The sequence below is a fragment of the Achromobacter sp. genome, assembly GCF_050285585.1.
Lineage (GTDB): Bacteria > Pseudomonadota > Gammaproteobacteria > Burkholderiales > Burkholderiaceae_B > Achromobacter.
Window position 1 is genome coordinate 270,743 of sequence record NZ_JBLZXF010000005.1, and the last position, 17,346, is coordinate 288,088.

General features: G+C 68.5%; 16 protein-coding genes and 2 pseudogenes. 11 read left to right on the forward strand and 7 right to left on the reverse strand.

Features of this window, described 5'->3' with window-relative positions:
- The first annotated feature begins 56 nt into the window (after positions 1-56).
- Genes ACN6PJ_RS10410 through ACN6PJ_RS10450 form a run of 9 tightly spaced genes read left to right on the forward strand, consistent with a single transcriptional unit; the run spans position 57 to position 10,695 of the window.
- Positions 57-1,040: a tripartite tricarboxylate transporter substrate binding protein gene (locus tag ACN6PJ_RS10410; RefSeq protein ID WP_427995782.1), complete on the forward strand. Its 984-nt coding sequence runs from the start codon at positions 57-59 to the stop codon at positions 1,038-1,040.
- A gap of 34 nt (positions 1,041-1,074) precedes the next feature.
- Positions 1,075-3,207, forward strand: a complete 2,133-nt coding sequence (locus ACN6PJ_RS10415; RefSeq protein ID WP_427995783.1) for an acetate--CoA ligase family protein — start codon at positions 1,075-1,077, stop codon at positions 3,205-3,207.
- Between the two features lie 25 nt (positions 3,208-3,232).
- Positions 3,233-4,207: a Bug family tripartite tricarboxylate transporter substrate binding protein gene (locus ACN6PJ_RS10420; protein ID WP_427995784.1), complete on the forward strand. Its 975-nt coding sequence runs from the start codon at positions 3,233-3,235 to the stop codon at positions 4,205-4,207.
- 28 nt (positions 4,208-4,235) lie between these two features.
- Positions 4,236-5,594, forward strand: a complete 1,359-nt coding sequence (locus ACN6PJ_RS10425) for an acyclic terpene utilization AtuA family protein (protein WP_427995785.1) — start codon at positions 4,236-4,238, stop codon at positions 5,592-5,594.
- An 11-nt stretch (positions 5,595-5,605) separates the two neighbouring features.
- On the forward strand, positions 5,606-5,989 hold the full coding sequence (locus ACN6PJ_RS10430) for an AtuA-related protein (RefSeq protein WP_427995786.1): 384 nt from the start codon (positions 5,606-5,608) through the stop codon (positions 5,987-5,989).
- The gene (locus ACN6PJ_RS10435) at positions 5,974-6,735 is read left to right on the forward strand and encodes an SDR family NAD(P)-dependent oxidoreductase (RefSeq protein WP_427995787.1); all 762 of its coding nucleotides are present in this window, start codon (positions 5,974-5,976) and stop codon (positions 6,733-6,735) included. Before ACN6PJ_RS10430 ends, ACN6PJ_RS10435 begins: the two co-directional genes overlap by 16 nt.
- A 47-nt stretch (positions 6,736-6,782) precedes the next feature.
- Complete coding sequence (locus ACN6PJ_RS10440) at positions 6,783-8,009, forward strand: acyl-CoA dehydrogenase family protein (protein WP_427995788.1); 1,227 nt, start codon at positions 6,783-6,785, stop codon at positions 8,007-8,009.
- Positions 8,006-9,076, forward strand: a complete 1,071-nt coding sequence (locus ACN6PJ_RS10445) for a phosphotransferase family protein (protein WP_427995789.1) — start codon at positions 8,006-8,008, stop codon at positions 9,074-9,076. The genes ACN6PJ_RS10440 and ACN6PJ_RS10445 overlap by 4 nt, the downstream gene beginning before the upstream one ends.
- Positions 9,073-10,695 carry an AMP-binding protein gene (locus ACN6PJ_RS10450; protein ID WP_427995790.1) on the forward strand — a complete coding sequence of 541 codons (1,623 nt, stop codon included), beginning with the start codon at positions 9,073-9,075 and terminating at the stop codon, positions 10,693-10,695. Before ACN6PJ_RS10445 ends, ACN6PJ_RS10450 begins: the two co-directional genes overlap by 4 nt.
- Before the next feature lie 75 nt (positions 10,696-10,770).
- Here the strand turns inward: ACN6PJ_RS10450 and ACN6PJ_RS10455 are convergent, their stop codons facing one another.
- The 3 genes from ACN6PJ_RS10455 to ACN6PJ_RS10465 all read right to left on the reverse strand — a co-directional run bounded on the left by ACN6PJ_RS10455 (position 10,771) and on the right by ACN6PJ_RS10465 (position 12,666).
- The gene (locus ACN6PJ_RS10455; protein ID WP_427995791.1) at positions 10,771-11,523 is read right to left on the reverse strand and encodes an SDR family NAD(P)-dependent oxidoreductase; all 753 of its coding nucleotides are present in this window, start codon (positions 11,521-11,523) and stop codon (positions 10,771-10,773) included.
- Positions 11,524-11,851: 328 nt separating this feature from the next.
- On the reverse strand, positions 11,852-12,166 hold the full coding sequence (locus ACN6PJ_RS10460) for a hypothetical protein (RefSeq protein ID WP_427995792.1): 315 nt from the start codon (positions 12,164-12,166) through the stop codon (positions 11,852-11,854).
- Between the two features lie 38 nt (positions 12,167-12,204).
- Entirely contained in the window at positions 12,205-12,666 is a 462-nt protein-coding gene (locus ACN6PJ_RS10465) for a DUF2846 domain-containing protein (RefSeq protein WP_427995793.1), read from the reverse strand.
- Positions 12,667-12,948: 282 nt separating this feature from the next.
- Here ACN6PJ_RS10465 and ACN6PJ_RS10470 point away from each other — a divergent pair, with 282 nt between their 5' ends.
- Together ACN6PJ_RS10470 and ACN6PJ_RS10475 are read left to right on the forward strand one after the other, a co-directional pair.
- The gene (locus tag ACN6PJ_RS10470; RefSeq protein WP_427995794.1) at positions 12,949-13,629 is read left to right on the forward strand and encodes a hypothetical protein; all 681 of its coding nucleotides are present in this window, start codon (positions 12,949-12,951) and stop codon (positions 13,627-13,629) included.
- 17 nt (positions 13,630-13,646) lie between these two features.
- Positions 13,647-13,865: pseudogene (locus tag ACN6PJ_RS10475) on the forward strand (sugar O-acetyltransferase); the annotation flags it as partial.
- Positions 13,866-14,284: 419 nt separating this feature from the next.
- Here the strand turns inward: ACN6PJ_RS10475 and ACN6PJ_RS10480 are convergent.
- The 4 genes and pseudogenes from ACN6PJ_RS10480 to ACN6PJ_RS10495 form a co-directional block, all read right to left on the reverse strand.
- Positions 14,285-15,238, reverse strand: a complete 954-nt coding sequence (locus ACN6PJ_RS10480; RefSeq protein WP_427995795.1) for a TonB-dependent receptor plug domain-containing protein — start codon at positions 15,236-15,238, stop codon at positions 14,285-14,287.
- Between the two features lie 104 nt (positions 15,239-15,342).
- Positions 15,343-16,140 (reverse strand): FecR domain-containing protein, encoded by a 798-nt coding sequence (locus ACN6PJ_RS10485; protein WP_427995796.1) that lies wholly within the window; start codon positions 16,138-16,140, stop codon positions 15,343-15,345.
- Positions 16,141-16,213: 73 nt separating this feature from the next.
- Positions 16,214-16,742 (reverse strand): annotated as a pseudogene (locus ACN6PJ_RS10490) (sigma-70 family RNA polymerase sigma factor).
- Positions 16,743-16,859: 117 nt separating this feature from the next.
- Positions 16,860-17,192 (reverse strand): hypothetical protein, encoded by a 333-nt coding sequence (locus ACN6PJ_RS10495; RefSeq protein WP_427995797.1) that lies wholly within the window; start codon positions 17,190-17,192, stop codon positions 16,860-16,862.
- Positions 17,193-17,346 lie beyond the last annotated feature (154 nt).

Genomic DNA, 17,346 nt, shown 5'->3' on the forward strand with positions numbered 1-17,346 from the left:
TAGCCCCCTTTCCAACCCACTGAAAAAACGTCCCACCGAGGACGGAGGAGACACTCATGCCTGCAATTTCCGCATGGCGCGCGGCGCTGGCCGCATTTACCCTGGCGGCGTGCGCGGCGCCGGGCCTGGCGCCGGCCGCGTCGGCCTGGCCGGAGAAGCCCGTGACGCTGGTGGTGCCGTATCCGCCCGGCGGCCCGACCGACATCGTGGCCCGCGTGGTGGCGCAGGGCCTGGGCGATGCGCTGGGCCAGACGGTGATCGTGGACAACCGCTCGGGCGCGGGCGGCAATATCGGTGCCGACATGGTGGCCAAGAGCGCCCCCGATGGCTACACGCTGCTGCTGGCCACCACGGCGCACGCCATCAATATGTCCCTCTTCAAGAACCTGGGCTACGACACGCAGAAGAGCTTTGCTCCCGTGTCGCTGCTGACCAAGGGGCCGCTGGTCATCGTGACGCGGCCCGACCTGCCCGCGCACAGCGTGGGCGAACTCATCGCCCTGGCCAAGCAGCGCGCGGGCCAGCTGACGTTTGCGTCGTCGGGCAACGGGCAATCCACCCATCTGTCGGCGGAGCTCTTCAACACCATGGCCGGCACGCGCATGGTGCATGTGCCGTACCGCGGCAGCGCGCCCGCGCTTACCGACGTGATGGGCGGGCAGGCCGACCTGATGTTCGACACGATGCTGTCTTCCATGCCCTATGTGAAGTCCGGCAAGCTGCAGGCGCTGGCCATTACCGGCGCGCAGCGTTCGCCGGCCGCGCCCGATCTGCCCACGGTGGCGGAAGCGGGGCTGAAGGACTACGAAGCCACGGCATGGAACGGCCTGATGGCGCCGGCGGGCACGCCCGCGGCGGTGGTGCAGAAGCTGAGCGCGGCCCTGCAGCAGGTGCTGGGCCGGCCGGACGTGCAGCAGAAATTCGCGGCGCAGGGCTTCGCGGCGGACTGGATGACGCCAGACGATACGCGCCGCTTCGTCGGCGACGAGGTGCGGAAATGGGCCGAGGTGGTGCGCGCCTCCGGGGCCACCGTCAACTGAAGGCGCGGGCCTCTATCTACTGAAAGGAGCATTCATGGTTTCCGACAACCGCGACGCGGCCGCGCTGGACCGGCTGCTGGCCCCCGCATCGATCGCCATCGTGGGCGCGTCCGACAATCCCGACAAGATCGGCGGGCGGCCCATCCATTACATGCGGCGCCACGGGTACGCGGGCACGTTGTATCCCATCAACCCGCAACGCGCCGAAGTGCAGGGCGAGCGGGCGTGGCCCGATCTGGACGCGCTGCCCGCCGCCCCGGACCTGGCCATCGTGGCCGTGGCCGGCGAGCAGGCCGTGCAGGCCGTGGACCGCTGCGCGGCGCTGGGCGTGTCGGCCGCCATCGTGATCTCGGCGGGGTTCTCGGAAACCGGCGAGGCGGGCCGCCTGCGGCAGGATGCGATGACGGCGCGGGCGCGCGCGGCCGGCATGCGCATCGTGGGGCCGAACTCGCAGGGGCTGGCCAATTTCGGCAACGGCGCCATCGCGAGCTTCTCCACCATGTTCCTGGAGGTGGAGCCGCAGGACGGCCCCGTGGCGGTCATCAGCCAGAGCGGCGGCATGTGCGCGATGGTGTACGGCCTGCTGCGCCAGCGCGGCGCAGGCGTGCGGCACGTGCACGCCACGGGCAACGAGGCCGACGTGACGGTGGCGGAACTGGCCTGCGCGGCGCTGCGCGACCCCGAGGTGCGCATCGTGCTGCTGTACCTGGAGTCGCTGCGCGACGCCGGCGCGCTGGCCGAGGCGGCCGCGCTGGCGCGGGCGCGCAACGTGCCGCTGATCGCGGTGAAGGCGGGCCGTTCGGAGGCCGGCGCGCGCGCGGCCGCCTCGCACACGGGCGCGCTGGCCAATGAAGACCGCACGGTGGATGCCTTCTTCGCCCACCACGCCATTCTGCGGGCGCGCGACCCGCAGGAGCTGGTGCGCTACGCCGAGCTGGCGCTGCGCGGCCCGCTGCCGCAAGGGCCGCGCGTGGTGGTGGTGAGCAATTCGGGCGCGAGCTGCGTGCTGGCCGCCGACGCGGCGGTGGAACGCGGCCTGGAGATCGCTCCGCTGGGCCGGGCCACGCAGGAAGAACTGGGCCGGCGGCTGCCGGGCTTTGCCACCACGGGCAACCCGGTGGACATCACCGCCGCGCTGCTCTCGAACAACGGCCTGTTCGGCGAAGTGCTGCCGCCCATTGCGCGGGATCCGGCGGCCGATATGTTCCTGATCGACATCCCGGTGGCCGGCCGCGGCTATGACGTGGCGCGCTTCGCGTCGGACACCGCGCGCTTCGCGCAAGCCGCGGCCAAGCCGGTGGCGGTGGTGGCGTGGCAGGACAACGTCGCCGCCGCGTTCCGGGCGCACGGCGTAGCGGTCTACGCGGACGAACAGCAGGCGGTGGAAGCGATGGCCGGCCTGTGGCGGCTGCATGCGCTGCGCGGCCGCGCCGCCCCGGCCGCGCCCGAGACCCGCCTGGATGCGCCGGCCGGCGCGCGGCCCGGCTTCCTGTCCGAAGCCGCCAGCCTGGCCTTGCTGGGCGCGCAGGGCATCGCCGTCGGCGAACACGCGCTATGCGCGGAGGCCGACGCGGCGGTGGCGGCGTGGCGCCGGATGGGCGCGCCGGTGGCGCTGAAGGCGTGCTCGGCGCGCTTGCCGCACAAGTCCGAACACGGGTTGGTGGCGCTGGGCCTGAACGGCGAGGCCGCACTGCGCGAAGCCCTGGCGCGGCAGGCGGACACGCTGGCCGCCCTGGGCGTGGACGACGCGAGCTGGATCGTGGCGCGCATGCAGCGCGGCCTGCACGAGCTGGCGCTGGGCGTGCGCAACGACCCGGTGTTCGGCCCCGTGGTGATGCTGGGCGCGGGCGGCAAGTACGTGGAAGCGCTGGGCGACGTGGCGCTGCTGATGCCGCCCTTTGCGGCCGACGACGCTTTGGAGGCGCTGCGCGGCCTGCGCATCGGCAAGCTGCTGGCCGGCGTGCGCGGCGAGCCTGCGGCCGACATACAGGCGGTGGCGGAGCAGGCCGTGCGCCTGGGCCGCTACGCGCTGGCGGCGGCCGGGCATGTAGCCTCCATCGACATCAATCCGGTGCTGGTGGGCGCGCGGGGCGAGGGCGCGGTGGCGCTGGACGCGCTGGTGGAGCTGTCGGACCGCGTGGACAAGGCGGCGCGCCGCGCTGCCTGAATGACGAAAACCAATGGAGACACGCATGGCAAAGCACCTGTGCAGGACCCTGATCGCGGGCGCCGCGCTGGCCCTGTCCGCCGCCGCCCAGGCCGCGCCAGGCTGGCCCGCGCGCCCGATCACGCTGGTGGTGCCGTTTCCGCCTGGCGGCACGACGGACTTGCTGGCGCGGCTGGTAGCGCGCGAGGCGGGCACGCGGCTGGGCCAGAGCGTAGTGGTCGAGAACCGTCCCGGCGCGGGCGGCGGCATCGGCGCGGCCGCGGTGGCGCGCGCCCAGCCCGACGGCTACACGCTGCTGATGGGCACGCTGGGCACGCAGGCCACCAACCAGTTCATCTACGCGCAGATGCCGTATGACTCGGCGCAGGGCTTCGCGCCGGTGACGCTGGTGGCCAACTCGCCCAACGTGCTGCTGGTCAACCCCAAGCTGGGCATCGCCTCCGTGGCGCAGCTCATCGAGCAGGCGCGGCGCGCGCCGGGCTCGCTGAATTTCGCGTCCACCAGCCTGGGCGGCTCGCCGCATCTGTCGGGCGAACTGTTCAACCGGCTGGCCAAGGTGGACATCCGCCACGTTCCTTACAAGGGCTCGGCCCCCGCCATGACGGATCTGCTGGGCGGGCAGGTACAGCTCATGTACGACAACCTGCCCTCGGCCATGGGCCAGATCAAGGCCGGCGCGGTCAAGGCGCTGGCGGTGACGACCACCCAGCGCGTGCCCATGCTGCCGGACGTGCCCACGGTGGCCGAGGCCGGGCTGCCCGGCTACGAGGTGAATTCCTGGTTCGGGCTGCTGGCGCCGGCCGGCACGCCGCCCGAGATCGTCGGCAAGGTGCGCGACGCGGTGGCCGCGGCGCTGGCCGAGCCGGGCACGCGCCGCCAGGTCGAGGAACTGGGCGCGATCCCCGTGGCGGGCACGCCCGCGCAATACGCGGAGACCATCCGCGCCGACACCGCCAAGTGGCGGCAGGTCATCCAGGACGCCGGCATCCGGCCCCAGTAAGGCAGCGGCAAGCACAAAGGAGGCAGACATGAACGACAAGGCAGGCAGGCTGCGCATCGGCTCGGGCGCGGGCTGGTGGGGCGACCGCATCGATCCGGCGCGCTGGAACGCGGAGCGCGGCGCGCTGGATTTCCTGTGTTTCGAGACCATGGCGGAGGCCACCGTCTCGGCCGCGCAGGTGCGCAAGCGGCGCGATCCGGCCTTCGCGGGATACGACACCTGGCTGGATGACCGCATGCGCGCGGTGCTGCCGCACTGCAAGGCGAACGGCACCCGCATCGTTTCCAACCAGGGCTGGATCAACCCGCAGGGCGCGGCCCGCCGCGTGGCCGAGCTGTGCGCGGAGGCGGGCTGGACCGGCGCCCGCGTGGCCGCCGTGACGGCCACCGACCTGAGCGCGGAAATCGCCGCGAGCGAGCTGCGCATCATGGAGACCGGCGCGCCGGTCTCCTCCGTGCGCGACACGCTGATTTCCGCCGAACCCTATGCGGGCGCGGCCGCCATCGTGCAGGCGCTGGACCAGGGCGCCGACATCGTCGTCACGGGGCGCGTGGCCGACCCCTCGCTGTTCCTGGCGCCCATGATGCACCACTACGGCTGGCGCGAGGACGACTGGACGCGGCTGGGCCAGGGCAGCGGCATCGGCCATCTGCTGGAATGCGGCGCGCAGGTCACGGGCGGCTACTTCGGGGACCCGGGCTACAAGGACGTGCCCGAACCCTGGAACTTGGCGTTTCCCTACGCCGACGTGGACGCCGACGGCGCGGCGGAAATCGGCAAGGTGGAAGGCACGGGCGGCTGCATCGACCTGCGCACCGTGAAAGAGCAGATGTTCTACGAAGTTCACGACCCGGCGCGCTACATCACACCCGACGTAGTGGTGGACTTCACGACGGCGCGCCTGGAACAGGCCGCCCGGGACCGCGTCCGCGTGAGCGGCATTTCGGGGCACGCGCGCACGCCCACGCTCAAGGTCTCCATCGGCTGCACGGAAGGCCATATCGGCGAGGACATGTTTTTCTTTGCCGGTCCGGGCTGCCTGGAGAAAGCGCGGCTGGCCGAAACCATTCTGCGCGAGCGCCTACGCGCAGCCGGCCTGCAAGCCGAGGACCTGCGCATCGATTTCATCGGCGTGAACGCGGTGCATGGCGCGGCCTCGGCCGCCTTGCGCGAAGAGCCGGCCGAGGTGGCGCTGCGCATCGCCGCGCGTTGCGCCAGCCGCGCCCAGGCCGAGAAGATCGGCCGGGAAGTGGACGGGATGGCGGTCTGCGGGCTGGCGTCCACCGGCAAGCGCGTGCCCCACCAGGACCGCACGCGCGAAGTCATCGGTCTGTGGTCCACGCTGGTGCCGCGCGAGCGCGTGGCGTGCCGCGTGGAATTCGTCTAAGGAGACCTCTCATGCGGGTTACGTTGCGTAGCGTGGCGCACACGCGCTCCGGCGACAAGGGCAATACCTCGAACATCGCGGTCATTGCCTACGAGCCGCAGTTCTATCCCCACATCAAGCGCGCGCTCACGGTCCCGGCCATGCGCGCCATCTACAACGAACAGGCCGTGCGCGGCGACATCACGCGCTACGAGGTGGACGGCCTGGGCGTGCTGAATTTCGTGCTGGACGGCGCGCTGGGCGGCGGCGTGTCGCGCAGCCTGGCCATCGACAATTACGGCAAGGCCCTGGCCAGCGCCGTGCTACGGTTGCAACTGGAGGTGCCGGACGATCTGGCGCCTTTGCTGCGAGGTCCCCAACCCACCAAGGAGGGTAGCGGATGTTCGAAGACCTGAAATCCCGCGCCGTGCTGATCACAGGCGCGTACAGCGGACTGGGGCGCCACTTCGCCGGCGTGCTGGCGGGCGCGGGCGCCCGGGTGGCGCTATGCGGGCGCCGCACGGCGCTGGGCGAGGAAGCCGCCGCCGCCATCCGGGCGAATGGCGGGCAGGCCTGCGTGATCGGCATGGACGTGACCCAGCCGGCCAGCGTGCAGGCGGCGTTCGACGCCGCGGCCGAGGCCCTGGGGCCGGTCAGCGTTGTCATCAACAACGCCGGCATCGCGGTATCGCGGCCCGCGCTGGAGCTCAGCGAAGACGACTGGACCGGCCTGGTGGACGTGAACCTGAATGGCGCCTGGCGCGTGGCCCAGGCGGCCGCCCGGCACTTCATCGCCCACGGCACCCCGGGCGCCATCGTCAACATCGCGTCCATCCTGGGCCAACGCGTCGCCTCGCACGTGGCGCCCTATGCGGCCGCCAAGGCGGGCCTGCTGCACCTGACGCGCGCCCTGGCCCTCGAATGGGCGCGCCACGGCATCCGCGTGAACGCGCTCGCCCCCGGCTACATCGCCACCGATCTCAACCGCGAATTCTTTGCCTCGCCGGCCGGCGAGGCGCTGATCAAACGCGTTCCCCAGCGCCGGCTCGGCCAGCCCCAGGACCTGGACGGCCCGCTGCTGTTGCTGGCGTCGGATGCCTCGGCGTTCATGACCGGCTCGGTAATCGACGTGGACGGCGGCCACCTGGCCAGCTCGCTATAACCCGCAACCCTGCCCCCCGGGGCCGCGCCCCGGCAAGGAGACATCGCATGGATTTCTCGCTACCGCCCGAACTGGAAGACTACCGCCGCCGAGTGCGCGATTTCGTCGACCGGGAACTGATCCCCCTGGAAGCCGACCGGGCCAACTACGACGACCACGAGAACATTGCCGAAGCCGCATTGGAACGCGCCCGCGCCCGGGTGCGCGAGGCCGGCCTGTGGGCCCTGCAGATGCCGCGCGAACTCGGCGGCCAGGGCCTGCCCATGACGGGGCTGGCCGCCTGCTACGAGGAAATGAACCGCTCCATTTTCGGGCCGGTATGCTTCAACGCGGCGGCCCCGGACGACGGCAATATGCGCGTGCTGGCGCAAGTGGCCCGGCCGGACCAGAAAGCGCGCTGGCTCCAGCCCATCGTCGACGGCAAGGTGCGTTCGTCGTTCATCATGACCGAACCGCATCCCGGCAGCGGCTCGGACCCGTCCATGATGCGCACCACCGCCACGCTGAAGAACGGCAAATGGGTGGTGAACGGCCGCAAATGGTTCATCACCGGCGCGGGCGTGGCGCGGCACTTCATCCTCATCGCCCGCACCTCCGACGACGCGCGCAAAGGCCTCAGCGCCTTCCTGTTCGACGCGGACCAGCCGGGCTGGCGCATCGAGCGCCGCATTCCCATCATGGGCCCGGAAGAACACGGCGGCCACTGCGAACTGGTGTTCGACGGGCTGGAGATCCCCGACGAGAACCGGCTGATGGAAGTGGGCGACGGCCTCAAGCTCACGCAGATCCGCCTGGGGCCGGCGCGGCTGACCCACTGCATGCGCTGGCTGGGCCTGGCGCGCCGCGCCATGGCGGTGGCGGTGGACTACGTGGGCCAGCGCAGCAGCTTCGGCCAGAAGCTGGCCGAACGCGAAGGCGTGCAATGGCTGCTGGGCGAAGCCGCCATGCAGATCGAGATCGGCCGCCTGCTGACCATGCGCGCCGCCGTCCGCCTGGACCAGGGCGACTACGCGCGCAAGGAGATCTCCATGGCCAAGATCGTGGTGTCGGAAACCCTGCAAAAGGTGGTGGACACGGCGCTTCAGCTCAACGGCGCGCGCGGCTACTCCAAGGACACGCCGCTGGAATGGATCTACCGCTACGCGCGGCAGGCCCGGCTGGTGGACGGCGCCTCCGAGGTGCACAAAATGGTGCTGGCGCGCTACCTCATGGACGAGGGCGACGCCTACTGGCGCTGGGACGACGCGGATGCCCCGCGCAAGGCCCTGGTATGACGAGCCCCGCCCATGCTTGCGCGCCGCAGTGGCTGCCCGCGCTGGCCGCCTACCTGGGCGGCCTGGGGCTGGCGGACCCGGCCACGCTGACGCTGCGGCCGCTGTCCGGCGGGCAGTCCAACCCCACGTACCTGCTTGAAGACGCCACCGGCCGGCGCGTGCTGCGCAAGCAGCCGCCCGGCGAGCTGCTGCCCTCGGCCCACGCCGTGGACCGCGAGTACCGCGTGATGTCGGCCCTGGCGGACAGCGCCGTGCCGGTGCCGCGCATGCTGCATTACTGCGCCGACCGCGCCATCGTCGGCACGCCCTTCTACCTGATGAGCTATGCGCAAGGGCGCGTCTTCATGGACCCGGGGCTGCCTGGCATGGCCGCGGCCGAGCGCGCCGCCCTCTACGCCGAGGCGGGCCGGGTGCTGGCCGCGCTGCACGCCGTGGACCCGGCCGAGGCGGGGCTGTCGGACTACGGCCGCAGCGGCGATTACTTCGCGCGGCAGGTGGGCCGCTGGACCCGCCAGTACCGCGACACGCAGACCGAAACCATCGCCGCCATGGACGCGCTGATCGACTGGCTGCCGCGCCACCTGCCCGAGGACGACGGCCAGACCCGGCTGGTGCATGGCGACTACCGCATCGACAACCTGGTGTTCCACCCCACGGAGCCCCGCGCCATCGCGCTGCTCGACTGGGAACTGTCCACGCTCGGCCACCCGCTGGCGGACCTGGCCTACCACTGCATGTGCTGGCGCATCCCTCCCGCCCTGTGGCGCGGCATCGCGGGCCTGGACCTGGGCGCGCTGGGCATTCCGGACGAAGGCGCCTTCGTCGCCGCCTATTGCCGCGAACGCGGCATCGCGCCGCCGCCCAACTGGGATGTCTATCTGGCCTACAGCTTCTTCCGCATCGCCGCCATTCTGCAAGGCGTGTACGCGCGCGCCCGCGCCGGCAACGCCGCCGCCGAGGACGCCCTGGAAATGGGCGCGCGCGTGGCCCCGCTGGCGGAGCTGGGCTGGCAGGCCGCCTGCCGCGAATCCCGCCGCGCGCCGGCGGACCAGGAGAAACCGCAATGATCGCCGATACCGACGACCTGCCGCGCAACGCCGCCAACCACGTGCCCCTCTCGCCGCTGGGCTTCCTGGACTGGGCCGCCAGCGTATTCCCGGAACGCCCCGCGCTCGTGCATGGCGCAAGCTTCAGCCAGGGCTGGCGCGCCACGCGCGACCGCTGCCAGCGCATGGCGGCCGCGCTGCGAAGCTGGGGCGTCGCGCGCGGCGACGTGGTAGCCGTGCTGGCGCCGAACACCCCCGCGCTGTACGAAGCGCATTTCGGCGTGCCCATGGCGGGCGCGGTCCTCAATGCGCTCAACACACGGCTGGACGCCGCCACCCTGGCCTACATCCTGTCGCATGGCGGCGCCACCGTGCTGCTCTTCGACAGCGAATACAGCGCGCAGGTGCGCGAAGTGCTGGCTCTCCTCGACACGCCGCCGCGCACGGTGCGCATCGAAGACCGCGAATTCCAAGGCGAACACGGCACGCTGGGCGATGCCGAGTACGAAGCCTGGCTCGCCGCCCAGCCGCCCGACACAAACTGGCAACGGCCCGCCGACGAATGGCAGAACATCTGCCTCAACTACACCTCGGGCACCACCGGCAACCCCAAAGGAGTGCTCTACCACCACCGCGGCGCCTACCTCAACGCCATGGGCAACGTGCTGTCCTGCGGCATGCCGCCGCACGCGGTGTACCTGTGGACCTTGCCCATGTTCCATTGCAACGGCTGGTGCTTCCCGTGGACGCTCGCGGCGCTGGCCGGCACCAGCGTCTGCCTGCGGCGCGTCGAACCCGCCGCCATCTTCGAAGCCATCGAACGCCATCGCGTAGGCTTCTTCTGCGCCGCCCCAGTGGTCCTCACCATGCTGGTCAACGCCCCCGCCGCCGTCCGTCGGCGCGCCGCGCATCCCGTGCAGGCCATGACCGGCGGCGCCGCCCCGCCCGCCGCCATCATCGAAGCCATGGACGACCTGGGCATCGGCGTCACCCACCTGTACGGCCTCACCGAAACCTATGGCCCATCCATCAGCTGCGCCTGGCACGAAGAATGGGACGCCCTGCCGCTGGCGCAGCGCGCCGCCCGCAAAGCCCGCATCGGCGTGCGCAAACTGAACGTGGAAGAAGTCCAGGTATGGGACCCCGAGGGCCGGCCCGTGCCCCCCGACGGCGCCAGCCTCGGCGAAATCGTGCTGCGCGGCAACACCCTCATGAAAGGCTACCTGCACGACCCCGCCGCCACCGCCGACGCCTTCGCCGGCGGCTGGTTCCATTCCGGCGACCTGGGCGTCGTGCATCCCGACGGCTACATCGAAATCAAGGACCGCGCCAAGGACATCATCATTTCCGGCGGCGAGAACATCTCCACCGTCGAAATCGAAGGCGTGCTGTACCGCCACCCCGACGTGCTGGAAGCCGCCGTCGTGGCACGCCCCGATCCGACCTGGGGCGAAACGCCCTGCGCCTTCGTGGCGCTGAAGGACGGCGCCGCCGCCAGCGCCGACGACATCCTGGCCCACTGCCGCGAGCAACTCGCGCGGTTCAAGGTACCGCGCACCATCGTGTTTGGACCGCTGCCCAAGACGGCTACCGGAAAGATACAGAAGTTCATGCTGCGGGAGCGGGCTAGGGGGTTGTGACGTTGCGGAACCGGGGTGAGTTCTCGGGAGGCGCGCTTGGATTTCCGCCAGCAACGCTTCGGCAGTCGCGCAAGACTACGTCAGGTTCAATCCGCCATCGGAAAGCAGCACCTCGCCGGTCAAATAGTCTGACGCGATAAGCATGGAGACCGCCTGGGCGATATCCTCCGGGCTGGCCGCCCGGCGCATCGGCGCCTTGTCGCGCCACAACGCCTGGGCCTGCGTCCAATCGGCCGTTAGCGGCGTATCCACCAGGCCGGGCGCCACCGCATTCACCCGGATATCCGGAGCCAGCGAAAGCGCGAGCAGGCGCGTCACGTGGTTGAGCGCCGCCTTGGTCGCCGCATAAGGAATGGAAGCGCCCTTGGGCCGGATTCCGGCGTGCGAACTCACATTGACCACGCAAGCAGGCCTGCCCTTCGCCGCCGCCGCTTGCAGCGCAGCCTGCGCCTCGGCCACCAGGCGAAACGGCGCAACGACGTTGACCTCATGCAACGCATGCCAGATGTCCGGCGTAGCGGCCGCCAGATCCGCGTGAGGAATGACCCGGCTGATACCGGCGTTATTGACCAACACATCCAGCCGCCCCCATGCCGCGACCGCCTCGCGGACCAGCCGGATCCTGTCGGCATCGTTCGCCAGATCCGCTTGCACATAGGCCGCCGCACCCAACTCGCGTGCCAGCGCATGGCCGGCTTCAGCCGAACGCCGGGAATGCACGACCACCGCATAGCCGTCCCGCGACAGACGGCGGGCGATGGCCTCGCCTATGCCGGAGGTCGAACCCGTGACGAGCGCGACGGGGCGCGAAGACTGAAGACTGGACATCGAAGAATCTCTTGAACAGGAGGGCGCCGGATGCGGCGGTCGGACTACAAATTAACACCGTCCTCGCGCGGCGCGCCCCTATTGCGCTAAGGCCCCCGTGGTAGACCGCCGAGCCTTAGAGCAATAGGGGCGCTGGAAACACCCGCGCAATTCAAACCCGTGCAGGGGCCGTTCATTGCATGCGTATGGGAACTGGAAGTGACTGCCCATGAGCGCGGCGCGTGGATGCGGCATGCGCTGCGCGAGGACCCGGATACCAACGCCTATGTGGCGGACGTGCTGCCAACGGGCAGCTATTGAGACGGCCCCGAGCTGTGCCGCCGGGCGCTCATTTCCTGAGATAGGACTTCTTCCCGCTATCGGTGTAGCAGAACGTTCCGCCGCGCGGCCCTGTGCAGTACTGGCCATCACGGCAACTGCATGCGCCATTGGAACCTGCGGCCGACGGCTTGGAAATAAGGGGCGACGCGCTGGAACCCGGATTTGAGCACACGCGTTTCGATGCGCTGATCGATCCGTCGCGGCACAGAAACTGTTCGCCGACGCAACGCTCCACGCCGCCCTTCTTTCCGGAGCAGGGATAGTTCGCCGAATGGGCTGCCGTGGCAAACAGCACGGCAGCCAACAGCAGACCAAGGCGCATCGTCATTTCCTCAAAAATGCGGCGGGAGCCAACTGCGATCAGCTATCGCAACGGCCTTCGACCGCCAGATTCACTTCGGGTTTGGAGATCACCCGCTTACCTTCCTCTTCCGTGACCTGCTCCACGCCAGCGCCTCCCACGAATACGCCGAGCTTGATGAATTGGCGCACGAAGTAATTCTTGCCCGCCTCCATCATCACCATCAGATCGTTCGGCGAAAACTCCGATTCGGTGGAGACTTTGTGCTGCTCGTCGCCGGCCACCTGTGTGTAGAAGAACACGCGATCGGCTGTTTCGCCCAGGCACTTGCCATCGACGTACACGTCTTTCTTCAGAGCTTTGCCCACGAAGCTGTCCCGGTAGACATACAGGCCGGACTTTCCTTCGTCCGGCGCCGGGAACGATTTGGCCTGCTTATTCTGCTCGGCCGGCGCCATCGGCACATTGGCGCAACCGGCGATCGCCATTACGCAAACGGCAGAGGCCGCCAACTTCAACATCTTTTTATTCATTTGAACCATCTTCGTCAGCTTAGTAATGCGCCGTTCCCTGCCCTTCGCAGGGAACGGATAAATGTATCCGAACAATTCTAATAATGTCACATGAATACATAAATTGCTACCCTAAAAAAGGGCCGGACCTATCGACGCGCTTGCCCCGTGGGTATCAAGGTGAATGCTCCCTAATACCTGCTTAAAAAAATGGCAGCCTACGACTCCCGAGCGAAATCGCCTGGCACCCTTTTCCTCACAGTGCACGAAACCGAAGGCGCAACCTTTCTGATGGCGCACGACAAGGGCAGCACGCACTTCAGCGATCTGCACTTTCACGATTGCACCTTCGACAACTGCGCCTTGTCCATGATGAAGCATCCGCAGCGCATGTCGCGGGTACGGAACGTGCGACTGTCCAAATGCCGCGCCGTGAACTCGATGATCCAGCCCTGCCTGTTCGAAGACGTGCTGATAGAGGACCTATCCACCAACCCCATCCTGCTGGTGTGGGCCTCGTTTTTCCGGCGCGTCAAACTCGCGGGCAAAATCGGCAAGCTCAACCTCAACCTGACGCCCACGGCGTTCTGCACGGACGCGCGCATTCTTGAACCCTTCGCGGCGGCGCGCGCCGCCTTCTACTCTGAGACGGATTGGGCCCTGGACATCAGCGAAGCCAAGCTGCTGGGCCTGCGCTGCGAAGGCGTGCCCCTGCACCTGATCCGGCGCGATCCGCACACGCAAGTCATCGTGGACAAACAGGGCCGCTATCCCGGATATCCGGCCCTGGGCGCGGACTTCTCCAAGGCATTCCCGGGCATCGCCAGCGTTCTGCAAGGCTTTGACGAATCGCCCCGGCAGTCCATCCTGCTGACGGCATCGCTGGCCGCGCCCAGAGCCAGGCGGGATGAGGAGAAGGGCGCGATAGCGGAACTCAGGACACTGGGATTCGTGGAGGAAGGCGCGGCGTGAATCCCGATACCGGCAGGAACCAGAACGGCCCTTTCTACGACCTGGGCGGATTGACCATCGCGGATGCGGTGATGATCGGACGGAACGTAAGTCCCACGGACCGAACGTAAGCCCCATCACGTCCGGCCATCCCCTCGAACCCTCCCTGCGGCGGGTTCATTGTCACCAGGAACGTACCTGCGGACACACTGATCACTAGAAATCCAGCCAAAGTGATACGGTCGATTGCCGAATAACGCATGTACGATTGCGACCATATTGCCCGGCGCAGGCCGTGACGCTAACACTTTTTTTGTTTTTCTCGAGCAGCGTGATCTCACACTCGTCGGAATCGGGCTGATGCTTTTCGTGGACCGCACGGCGATCGTTTATTTGTCTTTGCCTTGCCCATGAGTAGTAAACGAAGCTGCTGAAGCAGCGGTTTGAGGAAATGATGAATTTTTGGGTCCCTGTAGTCTTCGGTACGTTCAAGCTCCTCGTGTTGGGCACGGGCATGTTTCTCGCCATTAAGTCTCACTACGATGGAGAGAAAAAGGAGAAGAAGGAGCAGGAGCGGGAGCAGGGGCAGGAGACAAAGGCTCCCTAGCGGAGACCTCGTCGTGACCGGCCAATGAAAGGTGTCAGGCTACGGTTTCGGCAAGGCGGTCGCTGACGTTCATGCCGCGCGGGACGCGGATCTTTTACGGGGATATCGGCAAATCCTGGAACGGACGGCTAGGGGCCGCCCGTCCGCTCCTGTCCGGCCTAGAACCGCCCGCGCAACGTCAACGTCACACTGCGCGGCGCGCCGTAGTTGTTGCGGTTCTCGACATAGCCCGGATACTCGTAATACACCTTGTCGAACAGATTGTTCACGTTCAACGCCGCCGTCCAATTCGACCGCATAGAAACTGCGCGACAGCGGCACGCCGTCGTACTGGATGTTCGTGATCTTGAACCCGCGAGAATAGAAATTGCGGCCGCCATCGGCCACCTCGCTGATCGTCACGCCCGTGGTGTTCTCCAATACCTCGCTGATCGTCGACAGGTTCTGGTCATCGATACGCTTGCGCGTCACCACCGTGACCGACTGCGGAATGTCCTTCAACGCCTGCCCGGTCTTGCCGATAGTCGCCATGCTGGAACCGTATGACTGCGTGCCCTCCGTCTGCGCATGATAGGCGCCCGTCACCAGCACCGGCGCCAGCGTGCTGGTGGCGGACGGCGGCTCGGCCTCCACACGGATGCCGCCATCCACATTCACCGCGCGATAGCCCGTGCCCGCCAACAACGCGCGCAAGCCATCCGCCACGCCATACTGGCCATTCAGGCCCGCGCTGCGCGCCCCGCTCAACTGCGACGAGGAATACCCCAACGATATCCCCGCCTGCCGCGCAAACGCGGCCAGCGCGTCATTCAACGGCCCCGGCGCAATCGCGTACACGCGGGCGGCATCGGACTGCGCCGCCCTAGCCGGCGCGGCCTGGGCGTAGGAGGGCGGCGGCGCCGTCATGGCGGCCAAGGCCGCCGCCAACGGCAACAGCACGGTAAAGAAGGGATGGGGGCAAGCGCGCAAGCAAGCCCGCGCGCCGGACGACGGCGTCGCGGCCCGGAGACGATGGGTCTTCACGAAAGGGATACTCCAATGAGGGTCGGTCGGTGCTGGGCCGTGCGCACGGCTACAACCGGTATGACGAACGAATTCGCCCATCCCCTCAGATTTTTTTTGCTTGTTCAGCCCCGCGCCCGTTCCGGCGCCCGTTTCGGCGCCCGTGCGCGTGCCCGAACCCGCGTCACCCGCCCGCCCCACCACAAGCGCCCCGCCTGCGGCTCCACCGGCAGAATCTGACGCAGCAGCGCCAGCACCTTGCGCGTATCGTCCAATTGAAACACCCCCGACACCTGCAACCGCGCCACCGCCGGGTCACACTCGATCGCCCCGTGATAACGCGACAGCTCCTGCAAGAAAGCGTCCAGCGGCATATCGCGCACCGACAAAGCCCCCTCGACCCAGGCCGCGCCATCCATCATGCGCCCCTCCACCGGCGCCAGCGCCCGCGCGCCTTGCGGCGTCATCCGCGCAGACTCCCCGGCCCGCAGCGTCGCGCCCGCCGCCTCACCCGCGCCATCGCGCGGCAGCAACGCCACCGCGCCTTCATCCACCGCCACCTCGCTGCCGTCGTCCCACTGCCGCACCCGATACCGCGTGCCCAGCGCCTGTGCCCGTCCGTCGCGCGTCTCCACGAACAGCGGCCGCGACAGCGGGTCATGCCCCGAAATCATATACACCTCGCCCGCCAGCAAACGAATGCGCCGCACCGGCCCGCCATAATCAATATCGACCGCCGTCTCCGTATTCAGCACCAGCGTCCCGCCATCCGGCAGCGCGACACGACGCCGCTCGCCCCGCGACGTAGACACATCGGCCAACGCCTGCCGCACCGCAGGCACATCCCCCGCCCGCCACGCCACCCAACCGCCCGCCGTGTTGTATTGCAGCTTGATGCGCCAACGGATGGCCTCGTCCAACACCGCCCGATCCGCCGCGTCCTCCGCGCCGTCCTCCGCACGGGCGCCTGACGCCCCGGGCGACACGCCCGTCCGATCAAACCCCATAGACCAACCGATAGCAGTGCTGCAACGCCTGCGCCAGATAACGCTCCACCGTCGCCACCGACTTCCCCACCTGCCGCGCAATCTGCGGGCACGTATGCCCCCTCCATCTGCGCCAACAGAAACACCTCGCGCACCTCCGGCTTCAACCGGCCCAGCATCTGCGCCACCTGCTCCAGCGACTCCAGAATCAACAGCCGCGATTCCTCTGACGGCCAATGGCTCTGCGGATACGTCTGCAACACCGCCAGATAACTGCGCTCGACCTCCAGCCGCCGCCAATGGTCCACCAGCAAGCGGTTCGCAATGGTGCGCAGGTAGGCCCGCGGCTCGCGCAGCGCGGTGTCAGACGGGGAGGGGGAGTTTGCCGACAGCAGGCGCACAAACGTGTCCTGCGCCAGATCCGCCGCGCGATGCGCATCGCCCAGCTTCAGCCGCAGCCAGCCGTGCAGCCAGGAATGATGGTCGCGGTACAGCGTCGCGATACCGGCGTCGGGACTGGCGCTGGGGGTGGCGGGCATGGGGATATGTTGGGAATGGGAATTGTTCCCATTATATCCAGACGAATACCGGCGCAAGCCCGGTGTTCGTCTCCCATGCCCGCCAGCGCGGGCGGGTCTTTGTCGTTGAGCGGGCGCCTACTGCAACGACGCCGGTGCGTCGTGCAACACGCCGCAAGGGTCCGCATCCACGCCGCAAGCCCGCGCCTGCTCCAGCATCGCGTCCGCCAAGGTCCCCAAGTGATCGCACAAGCCTTCCACCCCGCCCATCAACGCCGCCACCGTCCACGCGTCTAGCGGCTGCCCGCCAGTCGCGTCAGGCTCTGACGCGCTGTTGCCCACCATGCGTGCCATGGCCGCGATGGCGTAGCGGGCCCGGTCGATTTGGTAGAGAGGGGATAGGGGGACCAGGCCGTGCTCGGGATCGGCGTCGACGGACCAGGGGTTTTGGGTGAGGGGGTGGGATTGCATGACAGGCTCCAAAGACGAGTTAGGCCTGCTCCCCACTTCCAAATGGGGTGGGCGGGCACAAGGCAAGGTTGGAAGACCGGCGTCTTTGGAAACCGGCGTGCGCGAACGCACCCTCGCCAAGGCCCGCCCATAGGGACGTGCAGAGGCGTTCGGA

What these genes read in the sequence shown, in the direction of transcription:
- ACN6PJ_RS10410 (WP_427995782.1), top strand. Translation starts at nt 57, where the DNA reads ATGCCTGCAATTTCCGCATGGCGCGCGGCGCTGGCCGCATTTACCCTG.
- ACN6PJ_RS10415 (WP_427995783.1), top strand. Translation starts at nt 1,075, where the DNA reads ATGGTTTCCGACAACCGCGACGCGGCCGCGCTGGACCGGCTGCTGGCC.
- ACN6PJ_RS10420 (WP_427995784.1), top strand. Translation starts at nt 3,233, where the DNA reads ATGGCAAAGCACCTGTGCAGGACCCTGATCGCGGGCGCCGCGCTGGCC.
- ACN6PJ_RS10425 (WP_427995785.1), top strand. Translation starts at nt 4,236, where the DNA reads ATGAACGACAAGGCAGGCAGGCTGCGCATCGGCTCGGGCGCGGGCTGG.
- ACN6PJ_RS10430 (WP_427995786.1), top strand. Translation starts at nt 5,606, where the DNA reads ATGCGGGTTACGTTGCGTAGCGTGGCGCACACGCGCTCCGGCGACAAG.
- ACN6PJ_RS10435 (WP_427995787.1), top strand. Translation starts at nt 5,974, where the DNA reads ATGTTCGAAGACCTGAAATCCCGCGCCGTGCTGATCACAGGCGCGTAC.
- ACN6PJ_RS10440 (WP_427995788.1), top strand. Translation starts at nt 6,783, where the DNA reads ATGGATTTCTCGCTACCGCCCGAACTGGAAGACTACCGCCGCCGAGTG.
- ACN6PJ_RS10445 (WP_427995789.1), top strand. Translation starts at nt 8,006, where the DNA reads ATGACGAGCCCCGCCCATGCTTGCGCGCCGCAGTGGCTGCCCGCGCTG.
- ACN6PJ_RS10450 (WP_427995790.1), top strand. Translation starts at nt 9,073, where the DNA reads ATGATCGCCGATACCGACGACCTGCCGCGCAACGCCGCCAACCACGTG.
- ACN6PJ_RS10455 (WP_427995791.1), bottom strand. Translation starts at nt 11,523, where the DNA reads ATGTCCAGTCTTCAGTCTTCGCGCCCCGTCGCGCTCGTCACGGGTTCG.
- ACN6PJ_RS10460 (WP_427995792.1), bottom strand. Translation starts at nt 12,166, where the DNA reads ATGCGCCTTGGTCTGCTGTTGGCTGCCGTGCTGTTTGCCACGGCAGCC.
- ACN6PJ_RS10465 (WP_427995793.1), bottom strand. Translation starts at nt 12,666, where the DNA reads ATGTTGAAGTTGGCGGCCTCTGCCGTTTGCGTAATGGCGATCGCCGGT.
- ACN6PJ_RS10470 (WP_427995794.1), top strand. Translation starts at nt 12,949, where the DNA reads ATGGCGCACGACAAGGGCAGCACGCACTTCAGCGATCTGCACTTTCAC.
- ACN6PJ_RS10495 (WP_427995797.1), bottom strand. Translation starts at nt 17,192, where the DNA reads ATGCAATCCCACCCCCTCACCCAAAACCCCTGGTCCGTCGACGCCGAT.